Origin of the sequence: Kibdelosporangium aridum (genome assembly GCF_900176515.1) — a bacterium.
Taxonomy (GTDB): Bacteria; Actinomycetota; Actinomycetes; order Mycobacteriales; family Pseudonocardiaceae; genus Kibdelosporangium; species Kibdelosporangium aridum.
In genome coordinates this window covers 203,160-226,741 of the sequence record NZ_FWXV01000002.1, presented here as the reverse complement: position 1 = coordinate 226,741, position 23,582 = coordinate 203,160, and the positions used below count along the sequence as shown (strand labels likewise).

General features: G+C 66.2%; 16 protein-coding genes. 8 read left to right on the top strand and 8 right to left on the bottom strand.

Going from position 1 to position 23,582, the window contains the following annotated elements:
- The first annotated feature begins 4 nt into the window (after positions 1-4).
- The 3 genes from kstD to B9C43_RS10465 all read left to right on the top strand — a co-directional run bounded on the left by kstD (position 5) and on the right by B9C43_RS10465 (position 4,264).
- Entirely contained in the window at positions 5-1,696 is a 1,692-nt protein-coding gene (gene kstD / locus B9C43_RS10475; protein ID WP_084425826.1) for a 3-oxosteroid 1-dehydrogenase, read from the top strand.
- A gap of 94 nt (positions 1,697-1,790) precedes the next feature.
- Positions 1,791-3,071 carry an acyl-CoA dehydrogenase family protein gene (locus B9C43_RS10470; protein WP_200825575.1) on the top strand — a complete coding sequence of 427 codons (1,281 nt, stop codon included), beginning with the start codon at positions 1,791-1,793 and terminating at the stop codon, positions 3,069-3,071.
- On the top strand, positions 3,068-4,264 hold the full coding sequence (locus B9C43_RS10465; RefSeq protein ID WP_033382028.1) for an acyl-CoA dehydrogenase family protein: 1,197 nt from the start codon (positions 3,068-3,070) through the stop codon (positions 4,262-4,264). The genes B9C43_RS10470 and B9C43_RS10465 overlap by 4 nt, the downstream gene beginning before the upstream one ends.
- A gap of 28 nt (positions 4,265-4,292) precedes the next feature.
- Here B9C43_RS10465 and B9C43_RS10460 read toward each other — a convergent pair whose 3' ends face one another.
- Both B9C43_RS10460 and B9C43_RS10455 read right to left on the bottom strand, forming a co-directional pair.
- Positions 4,293-7,799 carry a S8 family serine peptidase gene (locus tag B9C43_RS10460; protein WP_084425824.1) on the bottom strand — a complete coding sequence of 1,169 codons (3,507 nt, stop codon included), beginning with the start codon at positions 7,797-7,799 and terminating at the stop codon, positions 4,293-4,295.
- 79 nt (positions 7,800-7,878) lie between these two features.
- On the bottom strand, positions 7,879-9,255 hold the full coding sequence (locus B9C43_RS10455) for a WS/DGAT/MGAT family O-acyltransferase (protein ID WP_200825574.1): 1,377 nt from the start codon (positions 9,253-9,255) through the stop codon (positions 7,879-7,881).
- Between the two features lie 132 nt (positions 9,256-9,387).
- On the opposite strand from B9C43_RS10455, the gene B9C43_RS10450 reads away from it, so the two are divergent.
- The gene (locus B9C43_RS10450; protein ID WP_084425823.1) at positions 9,388-10,236 is read left to right on the top strand and encodes an oxygenase MpaB family protein; all 849 of its coding nucleotides are present in this window, start codon (positions 9,388-9,390) and stop codon (positions 10,234-10,236) included.
- Positions 10,205-10,810 carry a TetR/AcrR family transcriptional regulator gene (locus B9C43_RS10445; RefSeq protein ID WP_084425822.1) on the top strand — a complete coding sequence of 202 codons (606 nt, stop codon included), beginning with the start codon at positions 10,205-10,207 and terminating at the stop codon, positions 10,808-10,810. The genes B9C43_RS10450 and B9C43_RS10445 overlap by 32 nt, the downstream gene beginning before the upstream one ends.
- Here the strand turns inward: B9C43_RS10445 and B9C43_RS10440 are convergent.
- The gene (locus tag B9C43_RS10440; RefSeq protein ID WP_200825525.1) at positions 10,800-11,867 is read right to left on the bottom strand and encodes a Zn-dependent alcohol dehydrogenase; all 1,068 of its coding nucleotides are present in this window, start codon (positions 11,865-11,867) and stop codon (positions 10,800-10,802) included. The genes B9C43_RS10445 and B9C43_RS10440 overlap by 11 nt on opposite strands.
- A gap of 87 nt (positions 11,868-11,954) precedes the next feature.
- Here B9C43_RS10440 and B9C43_RS10435 point away from each other — a divergent pair, with 87 nt between their 5' ends.
- Genes B9C43_RS10435 through B9C43_RS10425 form a run of 3 tightly spaced genes read left to right on the top strand, consistent with a single transcriptional unit; the run spans position 11,955 to position 15,491 of the window.
- A complete protein-coding gene (locus B9C43_RS10435) occupies positions 11,955-13,106 on the top strand; it encodes a CaiB/BaiF CoA transferase family protein (RefSeq protein WP_200825524.1) in 1,152 nt (383 codons plus the stop codon).
- Positions 13,103-14,131, top strand: a complete 1,029-nt coding sequence (locus B9C43_RS10430) for an LLM class F420-dependent oxidoreductase (protein ID WP_033382033.1) — start codon at positions 13,103-13,105, stop codon at positions 14,129-14,131. Before B9C43_RS10435 ends, B9C43_RS10430 begins: the two co-directional genes overlap by 4 nt.
- 10 nt (positions 14,132-14,141) lie before the next feature.
- Entirely contained in the window at positions 14,142-15,491 is a 1,350-nt protein-coding gene (locus B9C43_RS10425) for an 8-oxoguanine deaminase (protein ID WP_084425819.1), read from the top strand.
- Here B9C43_RS10425 and B9C43_RS10420 read toward each other — a convergent pair.
- The 5 genes from B9C43_RS10420 to B9C43_RS10400 all read right to left on the bottom strand — a co-directional run bounded on the left by B9C43_RS10420 (position 15,466) and on the right by B9C43_RS10400 (position 23,534).
- Positions 15,466-18,108: a glycoside hydrolase family 2 protein gene (locus B9C43_RS10420; RefSeq protein WP_084425818.1), complete on the bottom strand. Its 2,643-nt coding sequence runs from the start codon at positions 18,106-18,108 to the stop codon at positions 15,466-15,468. The two genes, B9C43_RS10425 and B9C43_RS10420, sit on opposite strands and share 26 nt — an antisense overlap.
- Positions 18,109-18,207: 99 nt before the next feature.
- Positions 18,208-20,274: a xanthine dehydrogenase family protein molybdopterin-binding subunit gene (locus B9C43_RS10415; protein WP_084425817.1), complete on the bottom strand. Its 2,067-nt coding sequence runs from the start codon at positions 20,272-20,274 to the stop codon at positions 18,208-18,210.
- Positions 20,271-21,239: an FAD binding domain-containing protein gene (locus tag B9C43_RS10410; protein WP_084425816.1), complete on the bottom strand. Its 969-nt coding sequence runs from the start codon at positions 21,237-21,239 to the stop codon at positions 20,271-20,273. The genes B9C43_RS10415 and B9C43_RS10410 overlap by 4 nt, the downstream gene beginning before the upstream one ends.
- Positions 21,236-21,697, bottom strand: a complete 462-nt coding sequence (locus B9C43_RS10405) for a (2Fe-2S)-binding protein (RefSeq protein WP_084425815.1) — start codon at positions 21,695-21,697, stop codon at positions 21,236-21,238. Before B9C43_RS10405 ends, B9C43_RS10410 begins: the two co-directional genes overlap by 4 nt.
- 10 nt (positions 21,698-21,707) lie before the next feature.
- Entirely contained in the window at positions 21,708-23,534 is a 1,827-nt protein-coding gene (locus B9C43_RS10400; protein ID WP_084425814.1) for an AMP-dependent synthetase/ligase, read from the bottom strand.
- Between the last annotated feature and the right edge of the window lie 48 nt (positions 23,535-23,582).

Below are 23,582 nucleotides of genomic sequence, written 5' to 3'. Positions count from 1 at the left end.
GCGTATGGGCGGAGTGACACGACGAAGTGTTCTTGCCGGCGCCGGGCTCGCAGCCCTGGCCGCTCCCGGACGAGCGTCGGCTGCCGTTGCCGACGAATACGACGTGGTCGTTGTGGGGTCTGGCGCGGCCGGGATGACCGCGGCGCTCACGGCCGCGAAGCGCGGCCTGCGGACCGTGGTGATCGAGAAAGCGCCGACGTTCGGCGGTTCCACGGCCCGGTCGGGCGCGGGGATCTGGCTGCCGAACAACCGCGTGATCCTCGCTGCCGGGGTGCCTGACACGCCGCAGAAGGCCGCGTCCTATCTCTCCGCTGTGGTCGGCGCGAGCGTTCCCCTTGCCCGGCAACAGGCTTTCCTGCAGTACGGCCCGCCCATGCTGGACTTCGTGATGGCCAGCAGCCCGCTGCGGTTCCGGTGGATGGAGGGCTACAGCGACTACTACCCGGAACTGCCCGGCGGCATGCCGAACGGCCGGTCGATCGAGCCCGACATGCTGGACGGCAACGTCCTCGGCGCGGAACTGGCCCAGTTGAACCCGCCGTACATCCAGACACCGCCTGGCATGGTGATCTTCGGCGCCGACTACAAGTGGGTGACGCTGGCCGCGGTCAACGCCAAGGGCTTCGCGGTCGCCGCCGAGTGTGTCGCTCGCGGGACGGCCGCCGCGGCCGCGGGAAAGAAGCCGCTGACCATGGGCCAAGCGCTTGCTGGGGGATTGCGGGCCGGTCTGCTCCAAGCGGGCGTTCCGGTACTGCTGAACACACCAATGGAGGACCTGCACGTCGAAAACGGCGCCGTTCGCGGCGTTGTCACGCCACAAGGGCTGATCCGGGCAACGAAGGCGGTGATCATCGGGTCCGGCGGGTTCGAGCACAACCCGGCGATGCGAGCCCAGTACCAGCCACAACCGGCTCAGTGGTCGGTCGGCGCGAAGGAGAACACCGGCGACGGGATCAGGGCAGGGCAACGGCTCGGTGCCGCGCTCGACCTGATGGACGACGCTTGGTGGGGCCCGGCGATTCCCTTGCCGGACCAGCCTTACTTCTGCCTGGTGGAGAGGACGTTGCCGGGCGGGCTGATGGTCGACGCGACCGGGAAGCGGTTCGTCAACGAGGCCGCGCCTTATGGAGACGTCGTGCATGTGATGTACGACAAGGGAGTCGTCCCGGCGTGGCTGATCGTCGACCAGAACTACCGCAACCGCTACCTGTTCAAGGACGTCGCCCCGGTACTGCCGTTCCCGCAGGCCTGGTTCGACTCGGGTGCGGTCGTGAAAGCGCCGACGATCGACGCGCTGGCGACTGCGATCGGTGTCCCGGCAGCGACCCTGCGGTCAACGGTCTCGCGGTTCAACGGCTTCGCCCTGGCCGGCAAGGACAGGGATTTCCGGCGCGGTGACAGTGCGTACGACCACTACTACACAGATCCAGGGGTGTTCCCGTCGTCCAGCCTCGCCTCGCTGTGGCTGCCGCCGTACTACGCCTTCAAGGTCGTCCCGGGTGATCTCGGCACCAAGGGCGGCATGAAGACCGATGCCAGGGCCCGTGTCCTGCGCGGTGACGGCTCGGTGGTCGAAGGGCTCTACGCGGCCGGGAACGCCAGCGCAGCGGTGATGGGTCGCAGCTACGCCGGTGCCGGATCGACCATCGGCCCGGCCATGACCTTCGGATACATCGCAGCGAGGGACATCACCTGATCCAGTCTCGCGTTCGAGCGTTACCTACTCTAGAGTAGCTAAGACTCGGACGCGAGGAGTTGGTGACATGGTGGACCGGCACAAGCGGGATGCGATGGGGATCGCGCTCGCCGTGCTCAACCGGATCGCTGGTGCGCGGCTCGTGCAGCGCTTCGGCCTGAACAAGCCCATTGAGCGCGGCGTTTTCCACGCGACCCGCACCGGCTTCCGCACGCTCGGTGCCGCCACGCGGTCGTTCAAGGCCGTGACGAGCGCCGGAAAACCCGCACGGCTGCCGTCCGCGCCAGAGCGTGGCCTGTTCGACCTGACGCCCGACGAAGATCAACAGATGATCCGGGACACGGTCGCGGAGTTCGCCGACGAGCAGCTGCGACCAGCGGCCGCGGCAGCCGACACCGCGTGCAAACCACCGGCCGACCTGGTCGGCACCGCCGCTGACCTGGGTATCACCATGCTCGGCGTGCCCGAGGAACTCGGTGGTGCGGGTACCGAACGGTCCACTGTGACCGGTGCCTTGATCGCCGAGGCGTTGGCACACGGTGACATGGGCTTGGCGGTCGCCTGCCTGGCGCCTTCGGCCGTGAGCAACGCGTTGGTGCTCTGGGGTGACGCGGACCAGCAAGCGACCTACCTGCCTGCCTTTGTCGGGGAGAACGTCCCGGCTGCGGCGTTGGCGGTGTTGGAGCCCCGGCCGTTGTTCGACCCGTTCGCGTTGGAGACAAAAGCGCGCCGCACACCTGACGGATACCGGCTGGACGGCGTGAAATCCCTGGTCCCGCGGGCCGCGGAGGCGGAGTTGTTCGTCATCGCGGCCGAGCTGGACGGCTCACCGGCGCTGTTCCTGCTCGAGTCGTCGGACGTGGTGATCGAGGCCGAGCCCGCCATGGGGCTGCGTGCCGCGGCGATGGGCCGTGTGGTCCTGGACAACGTCACCGTGCCGCGTTCCGCCCTGCTGGGCTCTCGCGAGAACTACGCCGACTGCATAAGGCTTTCGCGTATCGGTTGGTGTGCGTTGGCAGTCGGGACCGCGCAGGCGGTGCTGGACTACGTGATCCCGTACGTGAATGAGCGAGTCGCGTTCGGCGAACCGGTGAGCCACAGGCAAGGCGTGGCGTTCAAGGTCGCCGACATCGGCATCGAGGTCGACGGCATGCGCCTGGTGACCTACCGCGCCGCGTCGCGTGCCGAGCAGGGCCTGCCGTTCGCCCGTGAAGTCGCGCTCGCCCGGAAGCTCTGTGTTGACAAGGGAATGGCGATCGGCAGCGACGGTGTGCAGCTGCTCGGCGGGCACGGGTTCGTCAAGGAGCATCCGGTGGAGCGGTGGTATCGCGATTTGCGAGCCGTCGGCCTGATGGAAGGGGCGGTGCTGCTGTGATCAACCTGGAGATCCCCAAGAAGTTCGGGGCGCTGCTGAACCAGGCGCACCAGGCGGCCGCCGAGATCTTCCGGCCGAACTCCCGCAAGTACGACCTGGCCGAGCACACGTACCCCAAGGAGCTGGACATTTTCGCGGCCCTGCTGGACGGCGTGAACGCCTCCGGCGAAGGCGGCGGTGGCGCGTCCGGCGTGCGGCGGACCGAGAAGGGCACCGGCATCCGCAACGGCGCCAACATGTCCACAGTGCTCGGCACGATCGAGCTGTGCTGGGGCGACCTCGGGTTCCTGCTTTCCATGCCACGCCAAGGCCTTGGCAACGCGGCGATCGCGTCGGTTGCCAATGAGGAGCAGTTGGCCCGGTTCGGCAAACTGTGGGCCTCGATGGCGATCACCGAGCCCGACACCGGTTCGGACTCCGCGGCGATCAAGACCACGGCCGTGAAAGACGGCGACGACTACATCATCAACGGCGAGAAGATCTTCGTCACCGCGGGCGAACGCTCGGACGCGGTGGTCGTCTGGGCCACCCTGGACAAGTCGCTGGGACGGGCCGCGATCAAGTCGTTCGTGGTGGAGAAGGGCACGCCAGGCATGGAAGTGGTCCGCCTGGAGAACAAGCTCGGCATCCGCGCCTCGGACACCGCGGTCATCCGGTTCACCGACTGCCGTGTGCCCGCGGCGAACCTGCTCGGCGACCCGAACATCAACAAGGGCTTCGCGGGCGTCATGCAGACGTTCGACAACACCCGTCCGCTGGTCGCCGCGATGGCGATCGGCCTGGCGTGGGCCGCTCTGGAGGAGACCGAGAAGCTGCTGGGCGAGGCCGGGGTCGAAGTCGACTACGACAAGCCCGCCAACAACCAGCACGCCGCCGCGGCCGCCTACCTCGCCCTGGAATCCGATTGGGAGGCCGCCAAGCTGCTCACGTTGCGCGCGGCCTGGATGGCTGACAACGCCAAGCCGAACTCACTGGAGGCCTCGCAGGCCAAGGCCAAAGCGGGTCGCGTGGCCACCGAGATCACGCTCAAGTGCGTGGAACTGTGCGGCAGCATCGGCTACTCCGAGCACAACCTGCTGGAGAAGTGGGCACGGGACGCCAAGATCCTCGACATCTTCGAAGGCACCCAGCAGATCCAGCAGCTGATCGTGGCCCGCCGCCTGCTCGGCAAGACTTCTGGCCAGCTGAAGTGAGGGTGCGCGGCATGCCGCGCACCCGGTCTCACTTCACCCGATAGGCCCGGATGATCGTCTGGGCGACGGTGTTGCCGCTGGTGTCCGAGGCGTTGGCACGCAAGGACACGAACCCGGACGAGGGGTTCTTGACGATCGTCCACCAGGATTCGCCGACCCTGAGCAAGGGCAGTGGCTGCCAGGTCTTGCCGTCGTCGAAGGATGCTTCGACCTTGCGTGGCTCGGCCTTGCCTTGCGTTCCGGGCTGCCGGTCAACCCGTACCGGAACGCTGAACAAGGCGCCAGCCGGTGCATGGTTCGCCATGTCCAGTTTGGGATCGAAGCCGATCGCCAGCAACGGCAACGGGATCGTCGTCGTGCTGTGTTCTGAGTGGAAGGTCCACTCGGCGCTGACCTTCGCGGACGTCAGGGTTCGCGTCACCTCGGACGTCAGCCGGTAGTCCGCTGCCCCTGCCGGGACGGCGAACGTCCCGTGCCCTGGGATTGCGCTGCGGCCGATTTCCTTCCCGCCGGAGGACAATACGGTGTCACCGGTGTCCTCCGGCAAGGGAAATCCGGAGTGTCCGGCGGAGTCGGAGAACAGTGGCAAGGTGGCCTCGATCGTGTCCCCGGTCCGGGAGACCAACGCGGGCGAAGGGCCGTATTGGGTCGCCGGGCCCGTGATTCCCGGACCGAAGACGGCCTTGTTCCAGTCCGCAGTGGCCTTCTCGCCCGCTCGCAACGTCCGCACGCCGAACAGCTGTGTCCTCGGCCCGGCGGCCGGCGTAAGGCTGGTCTGCCAGGTCATTGGTGAGTAGTACTCGGTGCGTGCCAGCGGTAACGGGACCTGCCGGGTCTCCATCCAGCCTTCGAGCACTCGCGATCCGTCGATTGCCTGTGCCGTGAGGCTTCCCACGCCGTCGCCGCGATAGACCGTCTGCACGGTGGCGACGTCCCGGCTGCGTGCTTGGTAGTCCAGGTTGACGGGAATGGTGCCGTAACTGGGGAAAGCGAGTTCATAGGCGTATGGGCTGGTTGGCAGGCCGGTCAACGTCACCGACGCCGAACCGAGCTTGGCCAAGCGTGCTCCCTCCGGTCGTACCGTCGCGGCGACCGGGATCGCGGACTGCGGACGAATGGGAACGATCGGACCTTCGGCGAAATGGAACAACGCGGCAACCGCACCGGCTTCGGCGAGCGCCGTCACCTTGTCGTCGTAGTCCTCGCCCGCGGTGGTGAACACCGCGAGTTTGCCTTTGAGATCATGGGCAGCGATCTCTTCCGGCGTCGCACGTCCGACGTCCACAGCGGACAGCGAGCGAGTGCCGACCGGCAGCGGCGACGTGTTCGACACCCATTCCACTGGGATCTCGAAGGATTCAGGCTGCTCGACGGTGAGCCTGACTGCGGGCCGCTCAAGCTTCAGCCGGTCGAAGTACGTGAAATGCGGATGGTTTCCGGCAACAGGGACGGCATAGTCCTCTTCGGACGCAAGGCTGAAGTAACCCACGCTGCGTCCATGGATGTCCACGGACAATCCGGCGGTCCCGGAGACCAGCCGGGCGTCCGGCTCATCGGTGCGTACGCTGACTTTCTTGCCTCTGCGGGCATCCAACGTGACGACTGTGTTGCCACGCAGGTCGATCGTCGGCTCGGCCAGTGAGGTGCTCGACGGCAGGTAATGACCCGGTATCGGCGTTGTCACCGAACCGATCAAGGCATACCGGCCAGCGGGCAACCGCACGGTGCTGTTGTTCATCATCATGTCGGGGTTGTCGATGCCGGTCTCCAGCGAGACCAAGCTGGCTTTGCCCGCCCCGCCTTGGGTTTCTTTGCCGTCCCGGTCGATGAACTTGGTCGTCAGGTCGTAGCTCTCCGGCTCCTTGTACGCGCCGACCGGCGTCTGGACCGTCACATCGCTGCCTTGTGCGACCAGTCTGCCGCCGTAGACGCCGACCGGGGCCTTGGCGTGGTCGAACATGACTGTCACACTCGCCTCACCACCTGCGGGCACAGTGATTTCACCCGTGCTCAAGACGAACGCCGGTACGTCCGTGGTGAGCTTCAGCGAAACAGGCGTGGCACCAGTGTTGTTGTATGTGATCTGCTTGCTGGCGACCGGCTGGGTGTACGGCCACTTCACGAAGCCGAGGCTCAGGCTGCCCGCGCTGGGGATGACCTTCTGCTGGACGGCCTTGGTGATGTCCAGACGGCCCGCGCCTTGTTGGTAGATCGTGGCGTCGATGGGTTGGGCGCTGCCCATCAGCGCGGCCTTGATCTGCTGTCCCGTCCAATCCGGATGTTGGGCGGCCAGAATCGCGGCAGCACCCGCGACATGCGGCGAAGCCATCGAGGTTCCGCTGATCCGCGCGTGGTGCTCGCCGACTGCGTTGTTCGCCAACGTGCCCTCGGCTCGCGCCGCCACGATGTCCTCGCCAGGCGCCGAGATGTCCGGTTTGACGGCGTAGTCGTTGAGTCGTGGGCCGGTTTGGCTGAACTCGCTGTACGTGTCCTGTTTGCTCACGCTGGCCACGGCCAGCGCCGCGTCCGCGGCGGCGGGCGACGAAACCTTCAAACCGGGCCCGTGATTGCCCGCCGCGACAACGAACAGAATGCCCTTCTCGGCCGAGATCCGGTTGAGGGCCGTCTCGACTGGATCGGTCCCGTCACTGGGATCGCCACCGAGGCTCATGTTGACGACCTCGGCGCCACTGTCCGCGGCCCACTGCATGCCTTCGAGGATGGCGTCGAACGGGCAGCCGCCCGTCCCGCAGACCTTCCCGATCAGCAGATCTGCCCCTTTGGCGACCCCGGTGTACCTGCCGCCCCGTCCGGCCACAGTGGACACGACGTGCGTGCCGTGCCCGATCACATCGGTGCTGCCTTCGCCGGTGAAGTCCTTCTCGCCCTTGACGATTCCGGCGAGATCGGGGTGCTTCGCGTCGTATCCGGTGTCGAGCACCGCGACCCGGGTACCGGCGCCCGTGTGTCCGGCCTGCCACGCGGCCGGTGCCCCGACCTGCGGGACACTCACGTCAAGTGCCGGAAACAGCTTGCCGTTGAGCCAGATCTTGCCCGACTTCGCGAGCGCGTCCGTGGCTTGGCTTTTTGGTGTGGTCACAGCGGACATCCGTGCCAGCGGCACGTTGCGCGTCACCGTGCCGAGCGCTTGCGGTCGCGGAGACTCGACCAGCAACGGGATGTCCGAGGTGTGTGCGTCGTCGTATCCGAGTTCGATCAGACGGGTCACGTCGAACAGCGCACGATCCAGTTTGCCCGACTGGATCTCGGGAATCACGCTCGACGGGATGACGGTGACGCCGGCCGCGCTCACAGATTTGACGAAACCGACGCGTTCGCCCATCCGTTTGGCCGGTTCGATCCGGGCGTCCCAGGTGTTGCCCTTCTTGGTCACCGTCACCTTGTCGCCGGTGATCAGGGTGACAGTTCTAGGTACCTCCGGCCGCCCGGATGGTTCGGCGCCCGCCGGTAGGACGGACACGCCGCTGGCCAGGACGGCGAAGACCGCCGCCTGGCTCAGTATGCGTTTGTGCACGAATCGCCCCTTGTCGCATCGTCAGGAAATACCCCAGCACTGACGATGACCTCCAGAGGACCGAAAGGTTGCCTCGGGACTAAAGGACTGCCTTTTCGAGCTCGGCCAAGGAGTCTTCCAGGTGGCCGAGCAGCCGCTGCAGGTGCGGGACGTTGCGGCGGCAGCCGGTCAGCCCGAACTGGAGGTTGTCGGCGTAGCTGGTGATCGTGATGTTCAAGGCCTGGCCGTCGTACGGGATCGACAGCGGGTACATGCCCTGCAGCCTGGCCCCGTTCCAGTACAGCGGCCTCGGCGACCCGGGCACGTTCGAGATGATCAGGTTGAACGGTGGCGGTGTCATCCGGACGAACCCGGGCAGCGGCGCGAAAGCCAGCGGCGCCATGGTCAGCCCGGACAGCGCCAGGATCTGCAGTGGGCTGAGTTCGGCCAGCGACCGCTTGGCGATCTGCGCGGAGTCCTGGATCTGGGTGAACCGCTCGGCCGGATCCTCAAGGTGCGTCCCGAGGTTGACCAGGATCGCGCCGACCGAGTTGCCGCTGGCCTCGCTCCTCTTTTGCTTGGCACGCAACGAAACCGGGACCATCGCGATCAGCGGGCGGTCCGGCAGCGCGCCGAGCTCCAGCAAGTAGCGGCGCAGCGCGCCGGAGCACATGGCGAGCACGACGTCGTTGAGGGTCGCGCCGGTCGCGCGGCGGATGGCTTTGATCCGGTCGATCGACCACTGCTGTGCGGCGAACCGGCGCGCGCCGGTGATCTGCACGTTGAAGATCGAGCGAGGCGCCTGGAACGGCAGGACACTGGCCTGTTCGCGCAGTGCGACGTTGGCGCTCTTCACCAGTGCGGGCAGCACGCCCGCGATGTCCTGGGTCGCCGCGCGCAGGCTTTCCAGCAGTTCCAACGGTCCGCCGCCGCTGCCGGCCTTCACCGGCTTGTCCATCGGCGGCATCGCCCATACCGGCGGCATGTCCCGGACATCGGGATCGGTTGACAGGGCCCGGGTGGCCAGGATCAACGAGGACACACCGTCCATCAGGGCGTGGTGCACCTTCGAGTACGTCGCGAACCTGTTCCCTTCCAGGCCTTCGATCAGCGAGAACTCCCACAGTGGACGATGCCGGTCCAGCAACGACCCGTGCAGCCGGGACGTCAGTTCCAGCAGTTCACGCACGCGGCCCGGGCGCGGCAAAGCCGTCAGGCGGACGTGGTACTCCATGTCGAGCTGGTTGTCCGTCGCCCACGCCCACTGGCCGAGGCTGCTGACCGGGCGCCGTGGCCTGCGACGGAACAGCGGTTGCACGTTCTCCTCGTCGGCGACCAGCGAGTGGTAGATCTTGCTCAGGTAGTCCGGCCCGGCGTCCTCGGGCAGCGTGTACAGCTGCAGCCCGCCGACGTGCATCGGATGCTCCCGTGATTCACCGATCAGGAACATCGAGTCGGTGACGGGCATGAACGGTATCCGGGCCATGGGCGCCTCCTGTCCCCGGTGCGACCTGCCGAGATTACCGCTGCGGACGGTAGCCAGGAAGATCGGTTAGCTTGAGATCTTGAGACAAAAGTCGTACCGTCGTCTCAATGGAGGAGGTGCGTCATGCTCGGACCGGAGTCGGAGACCTGGCACCACGTCCTGGACTGGCGGCTGTTACTGGAATCCGGTCGCGCGTTGCTGCTTCAAGTCGCACACCCGACAGTGGGTGCCGGTGTCGTCCAGTACTCGGATTTCCGGAAACGCCCGTGGCAACGCCTACAGCGCACAGTGGATTCATTGATGCTGATCAGCTACGGCGGCGAGCGCACGGCCGCGGAAAGCGCGCGGCTCAGGGAACTCCACAAGGACATGAAGGGGATTGACCACCACGGTCACCGCTATCACGCGCTCAACCCGGAAGCGTATTGGTGGGTGCACGCGACTCTCTTCGAAGGCGCGGTGCATGCCCACGCCAATTTCGCGACTCCACTGTCCAGAGAGCAACAGGAGCGGATGTATCAGGAATGGCGGGAAGTGGGTGAGCTGCTCGGCCTCAAACCGCACCACATGCCCGATGACCTGGCCGGGTTCTTCGGCTACTTCAACGGCATGGTGGCCGACCGGCTTGAGGACAACGAGGCAGTCCGGCAAGTTCTCGCCGCACTGGCCGATCGCCGATCACAAGCCCCGCCTGGCTGGCCGGAAATCGCGTGGCGTGTGTTCGGTCCGGTCTCCGCCGATCTCGTCACGGCCGTCACGATCGGGACGCTTCCTGAACCGTTCCGGAATCGACTGGGTCTACAGTGGACGACGGTGGACCGCGTGAAGCTGGCCGCGGCGCGGCGGGCCGTGAAAATTGGAATGCCGTTGCTGCCGGACAAAGTCCGCTATCACCCGATGGCTTTGGCGGCCAAGCGGGCCGCGGCCGTAAAATCGCAAGATGTTCCTGGCCGAAGTCCTAGTGTCCGCTGAGCCCGAAGACGACAGCACGCGCCGGATCCTCGATGCGGCGCTGGAGGCGTACGAGGAGTTCGGGCTGCGCCGCACGACCATGGACGACGTGGCCAGAAAGGCCGGGATCGGCCGCGCCACGCTCTACCGGCGGTTCCCGCAGAAGGATGACCTGGTCGAGGCGGTCGGGCTGCGTGAGGTGCGGCGGTTCATCGCGGCGGCGGACGTCGAGATCAGCAAGGCGGCCAACGCCGAGGAACGTATGGTCGAAGGGTTTGTCGCGGTCGTGCGGGGCCTGCGGGAACACCGGCTGCTCAACAGGTTGCTGTCCAGCGAGCCGGAGGCGGTGTTGCCTGGCTTGACGTTGCACGGCGGGCCGGTGATCGCGCTGGCGCGTGGCTACCTCAAGGACAAGATCGAGGAGGACCAGCGCGCCGGGCACATCCGCGATTTCGACGCCGAGCCGCTCGCCGAGATGCTGGCGCGCCTGATCCACTCCATGGTGCTCACACCCGAAGGCGTCATCCCGACGCGAGAGGAGCGTCAGATGCGTGCGTTCGCGCGGACCTACCTGGTGCCGTGGCTCAAGGTGTGAAGACCACGAGCGACCGCGCCCCGGTGCCGGTCTTCATCCGCTCGAAGGCGTCGGCCACGCCGTCGAGGCCGATCCGGTGCGAGACAAGGGGTTCCAGATCCAGCCGGCCGAGCTGGATCTGCGTGGCCAGCAACGGGATGTCCCGGTCGGGATCGCCGGACCCGTACACCGAGACCCCGATGGACCTGGCGAAGTGGTAGAGCTCCAGCGCGTTGAAGCTGACCGTGTCGTCCCGCCTGCCCACCCCGACGATCGTCACCTTCCCGCCGCGACGCGTTGTCTGCCAAGCGGTTCGGATCGTCTTCGAGTTGCCGACGCACTCCAACGCATGATCGGCACCGCGTCCACCGGTCAGCCCGCGGATTTCCTTGGCCAGCTTGTCGTGCGCGAGGATGAAATGCGTCGCGCCCGCGTCACGGGCGAGTTTTTCCTTGTCCGGTACGACATCCACGGCGATGATCGGGCCAGCGCCGGCGAGCCGCGCCCCGATGATCGCGGACAACCCCACGCCGCCAAGTCCCATCACCAGCACGGACTCGCCGGACCGGACCGAAGCGGTATTCCGTACGGCACCGATGCCTGTCACTACGGCACACCCAAGCAACGCGGCGACGTCAAGCGGAACGCCGTCGGCAAGCGGGACGACGCCGTTTTCGTTGAGCACGACCTCTTCGGAGAACGCGCCGACACCCAAGGTCACGTGCACCGAGCCGCGCTCCGGGCTGACCACGCCTTCGACGGCCGTGCACAGCCAAGGCTGCGAGTTCAAGCAGAACCAGCAGTGCCTGCACGCGGGCGCCCAGTTGACGACCACACGGTCGCCTTCCGAAACGCGCGTGACCTCCGAGCCGACTTCGGTGATCGTTCCGGCGGCCTCGTGCCCGAGGACCAGCGGGAACTGGGGCGAGAAGGTCCCGTTGATCATCGAAAGGTCGGAGTGGCACACGCCTGCGGCCGCGACCCGCACGCGAACATCGCGCGGGCCAAGGGCGGGCAGTTCGATCTCACGGACCTCGATGGCGGCATCGGGTCCGGCGACTACGGCTGCGTTCACCATGCGGGCCATTCTCCATGGCAAGCTTCACAATTATCCGTACGGTGTTAGGTATACGATACGTTACTGGCGAGTAGGAGGTGGTCGACGGTGAGCACGGGACCGCTCGCGGGCGTGCGCGTGGTCGAGCTGGCCGGCATCGGGCCTGCCCCGTTCTGTGCGATGCACCTGGCTGACCTGGGCGCCGACGTGATCCGCGTCGACCGGCGGAATGCCGTCCCGGTGACCGGACCACCGGAGCGCGACCTGCTCAACCGGAACAAGCGCTCGGTCATGGTCGACCTGAAGAACGAGGCGGGCGCCGAGGTCGTGCTGCGCCTGGCCGAGCAGGCCGACGTGCTGATCGAGGGGTTCCGGCCAGGTGTCGCCGAGCGCCTTGGCATCGGGCCCGAGCAGTGCTGGGAACGCAACCCTAAGCTCGTCTACGGCCGGATGACCGGCTGGGGCCAGGAAGGCCCGCTGGCGCACTCCGCCGGCCACGACATCGCCTACATCGGCATCACCGGCGTCCTGCACGCGATCGGCCGCAAGGACGGACCGCCGCAGGTGCCGATGAACCTGGTCGGTGACTTCGGCGGCGGCTCGCTCTACCTGGCCGTCGGCATCCTCGCCGCCCTCAGGCACGCCGAGCAGACCGGCAAAGGCCAGGTCGTTGACGCCGCGATCGTTGACGGCGCGGCGCACCTGGCGACCATGATCTTCGGCCTGGTCTCCGCAGGTGTCTGGCGGCCGGAGCGTGGCGTGAACCTGCTCGACACCGGCGCCCCCTTCTACGACGTGTACGAGACCTCGGACGGCGAGTACATGGCCGTCGGCCCACTGGAGTCGCAGTTCTACAAGGAGTTCGTGCGGCTGCTCGGCCTTGAGGGCGAGGATCTGCCCAAGCAGTTGGAGATCCCGCGCTGGCCGGAACTGCGCAAGCGGTTCGCCGAGGTGTTCGCGACCAAGACCCGTCGCGAATGGACAGACATCTTCGAGGGCACGGACGCCTGCGTGGCACCGGTTCTCTCGCTGTCCGAAGCAGCGCGACACCCGCACATCGCCGCACGCGGCACGTTGGTCGAGCGCGACGGATTCGTCCAGCCCGCGCCCGCACCAAGGTTCTCCGGCACAACGGCGGAACTACGCACCCCACCGGCGATCCCCGGGCAGCACACCCGCGACGCGTTGGCCGACTGGGGCTTCGACGACATTGACGAACTGCTGGCATCCGGCGCTGTACAGGAACGGAACGATCGATGAAGATCAGCACACAGGTGATGTACGCGGGTAACCCGAAGGACCTGATCGATCAGATCGTCAGCCTGGAAAGCGCGGGGCTGGACCAGGTCTGGGTGGCCGAGGCGTACGGCTTCGACGCGCCGACGCTGATGGGATACCTGGCCGCGAAGACCGAGCGGGTGCAGATCGGCTCGGCGATCCTGCCGATCTACTCCCGTACCCCGGCACTGATCGCGCAGACGGCCGCAGGTCTCGACGCGGTTTCCGGCGGGCGCGCGATCCTCGGACTCGGCGCGTCCGGCCCGCAGGTGATCGAGGGCTGGCACGGTGTGCCGTACGACAAGCCGCTCGGCCGCACCCGCGAGATCGTCGACATCTGCCGCCGGATCTGGCGCCGCGAAGTGATCACCAACGAGGGCAGCTACCCGATCCCGCTGCCCGAAGGCCAGGGCACCGGGCTGGGCAAGCCGTTGAAGATCCTGACCCACCCGGTCCGCCCGGACATCCCGATCTACATCGCGTCGCTCGGCGACAAGAACGTCCGGCTGACCGCCGAGATCGCGGACGGCTGGCTGCCCACCCTGTTCATCCCGGAGAAGGCAGAGTCGGTCTGGGGCTCCGCACTGGCGGCCGGAAAAGCCAAGCGTTCCCCGGACCTGGGCGACCTGGAAATCGTCGCAGGCGGAATGCTCGCGATCGGCGACGACGTAGAACCCCTGCGAGACGCCTCACGCCCGTACATCGCCCTGTACGTCGGCGGCATGGGCGCGCGCGGCCGTAACTTCTACAACGACCTGGCCCGCCGCTACGGCTACGAAGCCGAGGCGGAGAAGATCCAGGACCTGTACCTGTCCGGCAAGAAGGCCGAGGCCGCGGCGGCCGTGCCCGCCGAGTTCGCGGAGCTGATGAACCTGGTCGGCCCCGCCGGGTATGTCAAGGAGCGCCTGCAGGCCTTCAAGGAAGCCGGGGTGACCTCGCTGACCGTGACCCCGATCGGCGAGAACCCAGCCAAACTCGTCGAGCAGGTCAAGGAGTGGCTGGCCTAGTCTGGAGTTCGTGAACACGGTCATTACGGGCGGATACGTCGCGACAGTCGACGAGCAGGGCACGGAACACGCCGACGGCTATGTGGCCGTTGTGGACGGCCGAATCGCGGCGGTGGGTTCCGGTGCCGTGCCGGAGGAGTTCGCGGGCCTTGAGCGGGTTGACGCGTCCGGATGCCTTGTCACGCCTGGCTTGGTGAACACCCATCACCACCTTTACCAGTGGGCGACGCGTGGTTATGCCCAGCAGGAGGATCTGTTCGGCTGGCTTGTCGCGTTGTATCCGGTCTGGGCCGGGATCGACGCGGACATCGTGTCCGCGACTGCCAAGGCTGGCCTGGGCATGTTGGCGCTCAGCGGGTGTACGACTGCCGCCGATCATCATTACGTGTTCCCGCGTGATGGTGGGGATGTGTTCGGTGCGTTGATCGATGCTGGGCGGCATATCGGGATCAGGTTGCACGCGGTGCGCGGGTCGATGGATCGGGGCGAGTCCGAGGGCGGGCTGCCGCCTGACTCCATTGTGGAGAGTTTGGACGACGCGCTTGAACAGACCGAACGGGCGATCAACGAGTACCACGATCCTGCGCCGGAGGCCAAGATCCAGGTCGCGGTCGGACCGTGTTCGCCGTTCTCGGCAAGTCTTGACCTGATGCGTGGTGCTGCGGCGGTCGCGCGAAGGCATGGCGTTCGGTTGCACACGCACCTCGCGGAGACCGCAGACGAGGAAGAGCAGTGCTTGCGGGAGTTCGGGCTGACTCCGGTGGATTACGCCCGGAACCTCGAGTGGTTGGGCGAGGATGTCTGGTTGGCGCACGGGGTGCACCTCAAGGAACCCGAGATCGCACTGATGGCCGAGACCGGCACGGGAATCGCGCACTGCCCGAGCTCGAATGCCCGAGTGGGCGCCGGAATGGCCCCGATCAGTGCCCTTGTGGACGCCGGTGCGCCGGTTGGACTAGGTGTGGACGGCGTCGCGTCCAATGAGTCCGGTGGGCTCGCGGAGGAGCTAAGGCAGGCGTTGCTGACGGCAAGGCAGCGTGGCGGGCCAAAGGCGTTGACCGCGCGGCAGGCGTTGCGGATCGGCACGATGGGCGGTGCGCGGTGCCTCGGGCGTGACGAACACATTGGCTCGATCGAGCAAGGCAAGCTCGCGGATCTGGCAGTGTGGCGTTTGGACACTTTGAAGCACGCGGGGATCGTGGATCCCGTTGCCGCGCTGGTCTTCGGGCGGGTGCCACCGTTGGAGTTGTTGCTCGTCGGCGGCGAACCTGTGGTCGAGCGCGACCACCTGCTCACCGCCGACGAGCCTTCCCTGACCCGGGAACTGGCTCGGGCTAGCGCGAGGCTGGCAGATTCCTAGTCGTGATGTTCTGGCCGGACAGTTGGACGACCGGCGAAGCGCCGCCCAGGTCAGCCGTCCGGTACGTCGCCGTCAAGGTCAAGGTTTCCCCTGGCCACAGGGTGACGTAGTTGTCCGACCAGTCCTGCGGCAGGACTTCGGCGCCGCCGTTGCCCTTGCGCACGCTGGCCCGCACGAAGAAGGCCATCTGGGAGGCGGTGATGGTCACCGTCGTCCTGGTGTTCGCGCCCTCCACTGTGGACGTCGCCGAGGCGTTGACCGAACCGGCAGGCAGCGAGTTCAGGCCCTTCAGGTCCGCATAGCCTGACTGAGGTGTGTGGTACCACGTCGAACTGCCGTAGTTCAACGTGTCCGCCTTGGTGGACAGCCAGTACACATTGCGGTCGATGACCTTGCCCGACGAGTCCTTCAACAGCAGGCGCGCGAAATAGGTTGTGGAAAGGCCACTGGGCTGCGGCAGGTTACCGGCCTTGACTGTGGCGTTCGCGGTCGAATTGACCGGCCGCGTCTCGTTGGCCTTTTGTGTCCCGTCCGCATTGAACAGTGTCACTTGGACGCTGAGTCCGGACACGTTCTGCAGACCGGTATTCACGACCGACAGAGACCTGTCGTCATACGAGTACTGCACGTGCAGCGGGCGAAGTGCTGTCTTGGCGCCGAAGTACGAACCGGCCGTGGCCAGGTTGTAGTTGTACAAGTGCCAGAACAGCTTCGGCCACGGGTCGTTGAGCATCCAGTAGATCACACCTGTGGACGGGTTGCTGCTGTCCGAGAAGTTGTCGGCGAACGCCTCGAACTGGGCGCGGTTGGTCTCGTAGTTCGCCAGCTGTGCCTTGCGAACCAGTTCGTCCACAGTGGCTGGTTTGCCGTACCGGTTGTCCAGGGCCGTTCCCCAGAAGGACAGCTTGCCGAACGTGCCACTGGGCGACAGGTGGTACTGGGTGGCGTTGTAGTTGGTCAGCGAGTTGATCTGGGACTGTGTCAGGAACTTGCGCAGCTCGTCCATCTCCGGGATGGTCGGGCCTGGGCCGATCTCCGACGCGAAGCCCGCCGCGCCGCCCCTTTGCTTGTTGTACCAGTAAACCGGCGGCTCCCACCAATACGGGCCTTCCATCTTCATCCCGGAGTTGCCCAGCTGCGGCGAGCTCTTGTTGGACGCCGAGGCGATGATCGGCAGGTTCCAGTCGGCGCGCGCGAGCGCGTCCAGGTAGATCTTCTCCTGCGCGGCCGGGGTGGCCAGATCACTGGCGATCAGGAACCCGAGCACGCTCGGGTGGTTTCGGATCCGCTTGCCTTCGCTCTCCGCGGACTCCCCGGCGACCCGGTTCTTCTCCGCGTTGAACGAACCGTAGTTCTCCCAGGCGGAACAGCATTCCCAGCCGGTCAGCACCATGATGCCCAGCCGGTCGGTCATCTCGTAGAACTCGTCGTTCTCCGGTTTGCCCTCCAGCCGGATGGTGTTCAGGTTCATCGACTTGACCAGGTTCAGCTGGTCCTCGATGTTGCGCAGATTGGTACGCAGGAACAGGTCCGACGCCCAGCCACCACCACGCACCAGGAACGGCTTGCCGTTGATGACGAACTGACGGCCGCCGCCGTTGACCCGCGTCGAACTGATCTCCCGGACGCCAAAGGCCGTACTGGCGCTGTCGGACACGGCGCCGCCGACAGACGCGGACACGGTGGCGCTGTACATCGGCTGGTCGCCCATGGTGAACGGCCACCACACCCGCGGGTTGGTCAGCCGCAGGCCAGGCGTGTTGCCCGGGGTGAAGGTGACCGTCTTGGTCTCACCCGCGGCCAGCGAGACCGGCTGCGTGAAGTTGACGTTGTCGATCGTCCCGGTGACCTGGGTACTGACGGCCTGCCCGGAGTCGTTGCGGGCGTTGACCTTCACCGTGAGGTCGGCGGTGGTCAGGTTGGGCAACGGCAAATCGGTGGAAACGCGCAAATCGCGCAGCGAGACCGGACCGCTGTTGGCGAGTTGCACGTCGCGGAACAGACCCTGGTTGCGGTCCGGCGGCAGCTGGGTCCAGTCCACGAAATGGATCAGCAGATCCTTCGACGGATCGGACGGCATCGCCTTGATCGCGATCGCGTTGGTGCCATTGCGGATCAACGACGTCACGTTGTATTCCCGCGTCGGATAAGCACCGATCACGGTGTCCGTCCCGGCGACTCTGGTGCCGTTCACCCAGATCTCGGCACGGGAAATGATCCCGCCCTTGAGCTTGAGGAACGTGTTGGTACCCGCGGGCTGCGACGCGGTGAAACTCTTGCGGTACCACCAGGGGACGCTGAAGTCGCTGCGGTTGACGCTCTTCAGGTTCTCACCGAAGTTCACGTCGGCATACCGGTTGTTGGCGATCAGCCCGGCCAGCACGGTCGATCGCGCAGGCACCGCAAGCCACGAAGAGTCGTTGAAGGTGGGATTGGAGTAGGTGGCACCATCCCCGGTGGCGCTGCGGCTGGTCTGCAGCCGCCAGTCGGGGATGGTGGTGACCTGGCCCGCGGCCACGGTCAGGCTCGGGGCGCTACTCGCTGGCGTCCCCGGGAGCAGGGAAAACATCAAGGTAGTGGCGGCGAGGACCGCCAAGCCGGCACGGCGACGTCTCATCGGACGCTCCTGAGCTACGCGGCGGCGACATGGACAGGGCGTCCCCCACTCTTACCCGCGACGGCCAGTTTGGCAAGCGACCTTACAAAAGTCCTCCGCTCAGAGCAGGTCGTGGACGCGGATGGGCAGGCTACGGACCCGTTTGCCCGTTGCGTGGAACACCGCGTTGGCAATGGCAGGCCCCACTCCACAAGCACCGAGCTCACCGATACCGCGCGCACCGGAAGGACTGGCGATCCGGTCGTCCTCCTCGACGAACGACACATCGATGTCCCCGATGTCCGCATTCACCGGAACCACGTACCCGGCGAGGTTGCGGGACAGGAACCGGCCGAGGTTGGGCTCCATCACCGATCGTTCGAGCAGTGCTTGCCCGTAGCCCCAGATGATTCCGCCGGTCATCTGGCTGTGCGCGGCCATCTGGTTGATGATCCGCCCGGCGCTGTAGACACCGACGATCCTGGGAACCCGCACCAGACCAAGATCCGCATCGACCCGGACCTCGGCGAACACCGCGCCGAAGGACTTGATCGAGTAGTCGTCGCCGCGCTGGTCCGGCGCCCAGCTGCCTTCCGACTCCACGAACTCAAGACCTGCCGCGTCCACCAAGTCAGCCAATGAATCCCCAGGCTGCGCCTGCAACTTCTCCATCACCGACGAGGCCGCGTTCTGCACCGCGGCCGACAGGCTTCCGCTGGACAACGAGCCGAACGTGCCGGTGTGCGGGGGATAGGAGCTGTCGCCGTGCTGGACTTCGACATCCGAAGGGGCACAGCCGAGGGTCTCCGCGGCGATGATCTGGACCATCGCGGGCAAGCCGCTGCCGATCTCCTGCATGTCGGTCTCCACGACCACGTGTCCATCCGAGTCGACTCGGACACGTGCCGCGGAAGGGGCCTGGTAGGCACCGAACGTTGCCACGGCCATGCCCCAGCCGATCCGCCAATTGCCCTCTCGCATCCCCGGTTCGCGATCGGCCCAGCCGAACCGCTCAGCGCCCTCGGTCAGGCACTGCACCAGTTTCCGTGACGAGAAGGGCTTGCCCGTCAACGGATCCACCGACGCTTCGTTGCGCAGCCGCAACTCGACCGGATCGATACCGAGTTCGACGGCCAGTTCGTCCATCGCGGACTCAAGCGGGAACAGGCCGGGACCTTCGGCCGGGGCACGCATCGGCGTTGGCTGCGGCTTGTCCAGCGCTTCGACCTTCAGGTCGGTCTCGATGTTCGGGCTGTCGTAGAGCCATGTCGTCGCACCCGTGGTGGATTCGACGAACGCATCCACTCGCGCGGCAGCGTTCACGCTCAGGTGGCGGATCGCGGTCAGCTTGCCGTCAGCTGTCGCGCCCAATGTGACCGTCTGCGAAGTGATGGGCTGATGTCCGGCCAAGGAGAACATCTGCGCGCGTGTCATCACCAGTTTCACGGCACGTCCGCTCACCTTGGCAGCGGCCGCCGCCAGGATCAGGTGTGGCCAGACGTATCCCTTGGCGCCAAAACCGCCGCCCACATAGGCACAAACGACGCGCACGTGTTCCCGTGGAATCTGGAACAGCCCAGCCAACGCTGTCTGAGCCAGCTGAGAGGACTGCGCCGACGTGTGGACGGTCAGCTGATCGCCCTCCCACCACGCGATCGTGGCCGACGGTTCGATGGGGCTGTGATGCCGGTCGGCGGTCGTGTACGTGCCGTGCACAGTCTTGTCCGCACTCGCCAGTCCCGCGTCGACGTCACCCTTCTTGTCCGTCGGCGCCTTGAACAGTCCCGCCCCGGGCGCGATCTGCTCGGTCCGCCCGAAGATCGGTGGCGGGGAAGTGTCCGAATAGGTCACCGACGTCAGCGCGGCGGCGTGCTGTGCTTGCTCCAGTGTCTCGGCGAGCACCACGGCGACCGGCTGGCCGTCGTAGTGGATTTCGGTTGTCTGCAACGGGATCATGCTGTGACCGAGCGGAGGACTCGGCAGTGGCGTCAATGTGCCGACGTTCGTGTGGTCGATGACCGCCACCACGCCGGGCGCATCAGGCTTGTCGATCGCGACAACTTGTCCATTGGGGACAGTTGACGTGACGAGGGCGGCGTAGAGCACGTCAGGGATCCGGGTGTCGGCGGCGTACGTCGCGGTCCCGGTCAGCTTGGCGGGACCGTCCGGCCGCAGCAGCGATGTCATCGTGCTTCCTCCAGAGCTCGGACTGCGGCACGCTGCGCGAGCGTCACTTTGTAGCCGTTGTCAGCCAACGGACGTGCGTCCGTGAACGAAAGCGCGACAGCCTCGGTCAACGCGTCCCGATCACTCAACGAAACGCCCGTCAACGCGGCCTCGGCAGCGGTCAACCGCCACGGCCGATGTGCCACGCCACCCAAGGCGATCCGAGCTGAAGTGATCGTGTCACCGTCGAGCGAGACCACGGCGGCCACGGACACGATCGCGAACTCGTACGAAACCCGTTCGCGCACCTTCAGATAGTGCGAGTGAGGGGCAGGACGCGGGATCTCCACCGCGATGATCAGCTCGTCGGACGCCAACTCGGTGTGAACTTCCGGGGTATCCCCGGGAAGCCGGTGGAACTCGGTCGCGGAAATGCGCCGTTCCCCAGCGGGGCCTTGCACGACAACGACGGCGTCCAGTGCGGCCAAGGCCACAGCGAAATCAGACGGATGCGTCGCCACACAGGACTCGCTCCACCCGAAGATCGCCTGACCGCTGGTGTCCCCGCGGAAAGCCGAACAACCGCTGCCAGGAGAACGCTTGTTGCACGCAACCGGCGTGTCCGACCGGAAGTACGGGCATCGCGTGCGTTGCTGCAGGTTACCGCCAACCGTCGCCATGTTGCGCAGTTGAGCGGACGCCGCACGGAGTAAGGAGTCGCGAAGGACCGGGTAGTCCGATTCGACAACGGGATGTGCGGCGACGTCACTCATCCTGGCCAACGCCCCGATGCGAAGAACGCCATCCGCAGCGATCTCGGTCAGCGGCAATCGGCTGATGTCAACCAGTCGCCCCGGTGATTCGATGCCTTCCTTGAGCCAGTTCACCATCTCGGTGCCACCCGCGATCAGCTGCGTCCCCGGCGTGGTCAAGGCCTCCAGAGCGGACGGGATGTCAGCGGCCCGATGGTACGAGAATGTCCTCATTGGACGCTCGCTTCCGTGACCGCCGCGACGATCTGCGGATACGCCGCGCAACGGCAGATGTTGCCGCTCATCCACTCCTTGATCTCCTCGGGCGAACCGGTGTGCCCTTCAGCGATACAGGCGACCGCGGACATCACTTGCCCAGGCGTGCAGAAGCCGCATTGGAACGCGTCATGGGCGTGGAAGGCGCGTTGCACGGGATGCATCTCGCCGTCCGGCGCCAAGCCCTCGATGGTGGTGATCTCGGTGTTCTCCGCCGCGACGGCCAACATCATGCAGGACAGCATGCGGCGTCCGTCGACAAGGACAGTGCACGCGCCGCATTCGCCGCGGTCACAACCCTTTTTGGTGCCGGTGAGGCCGAGCCGTTCACGCAGTGCGTCGACGAGGGTCGTCCGTGGGTCAACGGGGAGCCGGTAGGTCTCCCCGTTGACCGTGAGTTCGTGGTGGGATGTCACCCACCCGAGACTATTCGTAGAGCGAGTCGATCGCTTCCGAATACCGCTGCGTGATCACCCGGCGCTTGAGTTTCAGCGTCGGTGTGACCTCACCGGATTCCGGTGTCCACGACTGTGACAGCACCCGGTACTTCTTGATCTTCTCCGGCTGGGCGAGCACGGAGTTGGCCTGCTGCACCAGGTTCTCGATCTCCTCGAGCACGGCTGGCTGCTCGGCCAGGTTCTCCGTGGGAATTCCTCGTGCCTGGGCCCACAACGGCGCAGTTTCGTCGTCGAGCACTATGAGCGCGGTGACGAACGGGCGCATGTCTCCGATCGCGACGGCCTGGCTGATCAACGGGTGCGCCCGCAGCAGGCCTTCGACCTTGGCAGGCGCGATGTTCTTCCCGCCGGAGGTGATGATCAGCTCTTTCTTGCGGTCGGTGATGTAGACGAACCCGTCATCGTCGATCCGGCCGACGTCACCGGTGGCGTACCAGCCGTCCGCGTCGACTTCCGGCTTGATCGAGCCGTCTTCTTGCAGGTAGCCCATGAACACGATCGGGCCGCGGACGAGCAGCTCGTCGTCCTCACCGAGCTTGACCTCGACACCGGGGATCGGGCGGCCGACCGAGCCGACCCGGTATGCCTCAGGGACATTCTGGGTCGCCGCGCCGGTCGTCTCGCTCAGTCCCCACACCTCGAGGACCTGGATGCCAATACTGGCAAGGAAGTCCAGCACCGTGACCGGGATGGGCGCGGCCCCGCTGTTGCCGCCCCGGTGTGCCTTGTCCAGCCCGAGCATGGTCCTGATCGGCAGCAACGCCTTCTCGTCGAGTGCCTGCTTCTTGGCCAGCAGCTCCTCGGGTACCGGCTTGCCTTCGCTGCCCAGCCGCCACACTTCCAGCGCCACGTCGCGCGCCATCTGCACGCCCGCACGCTGTTCCTCAGGCATCGCGGCCAATCCGCCCTGCAACGCGGCGGCCATCTTCTCCCACACGCGCGGCACGCCGAAAATGCCGAACGGCCGGACACCGTGCAAAGCCGGGACGAGTTGCGTGTGGTCGGGGACCGCGGTCACGTGCGCGGCCTTGTACGTCGCCAGGTACATGCCGAGCATGCGTTCGGCGATGTGTGCCAACGGCAGATACGCCACGGACTTGCCGTGCATGGGCAACGGATGCGCGATATCCACCGAAGCGGCCTGGAACAGCACGTTGTGGTGGCTGATCACCACGCCCTTCGGGTCGCCGGTCGTGCCGGACGTGTAGATCATGCAGACAGGCTGCTCCGGCACGATCGCGTCGGTCAGTTGTTCGAACGCAGCCCGGTCCGCCGCGTGCTTGACCGCGCCTTTCTCGTAGACCTCGCGGTACGACACGTACCGGTCGTCGCCGGCGGGGATCGTGGACTCGTCGATGACCACGACCTTGCGCAGGTTCGGCAGTTCGGGCAGCGCGGCCGACCACCGGTCGATCTGCTGCGCGCCTTCGATGACGACCACAGGCGCCGCACTGTGCCTGGCGACGAACACGATCTGCTCGGTGGAGAGCGTGTCGTACGTGGTGCATGGGATGGCGCCGAGGTGCAGCGCGCCGAGGTCGCTGGTCCAGTGCTCCGGCCGACGGGACGACATGATCAGCATGCGGTCGCCCTTGGCCAGCCCGAGCTCGGCGAGCCCATGCGCCAATGCGGCGGCATGGTCACGTAGCTCCGCCCAAGTCAGCGTGGTGACCTCGCCGGGACTCCACCCCTTGCTCAGCGCGGGCTTGTCACCGAACTCGCCGGCATTGCGCCGCAACAAGGTCGCGACCGTATGGCCCTCGATAGCCCGCTCAACGTCGTCGGCTGTACCCACCGTCGCTCCTTTGCGTCTGCCCTGGGTCTGCAACCTAGAACAAAGGGA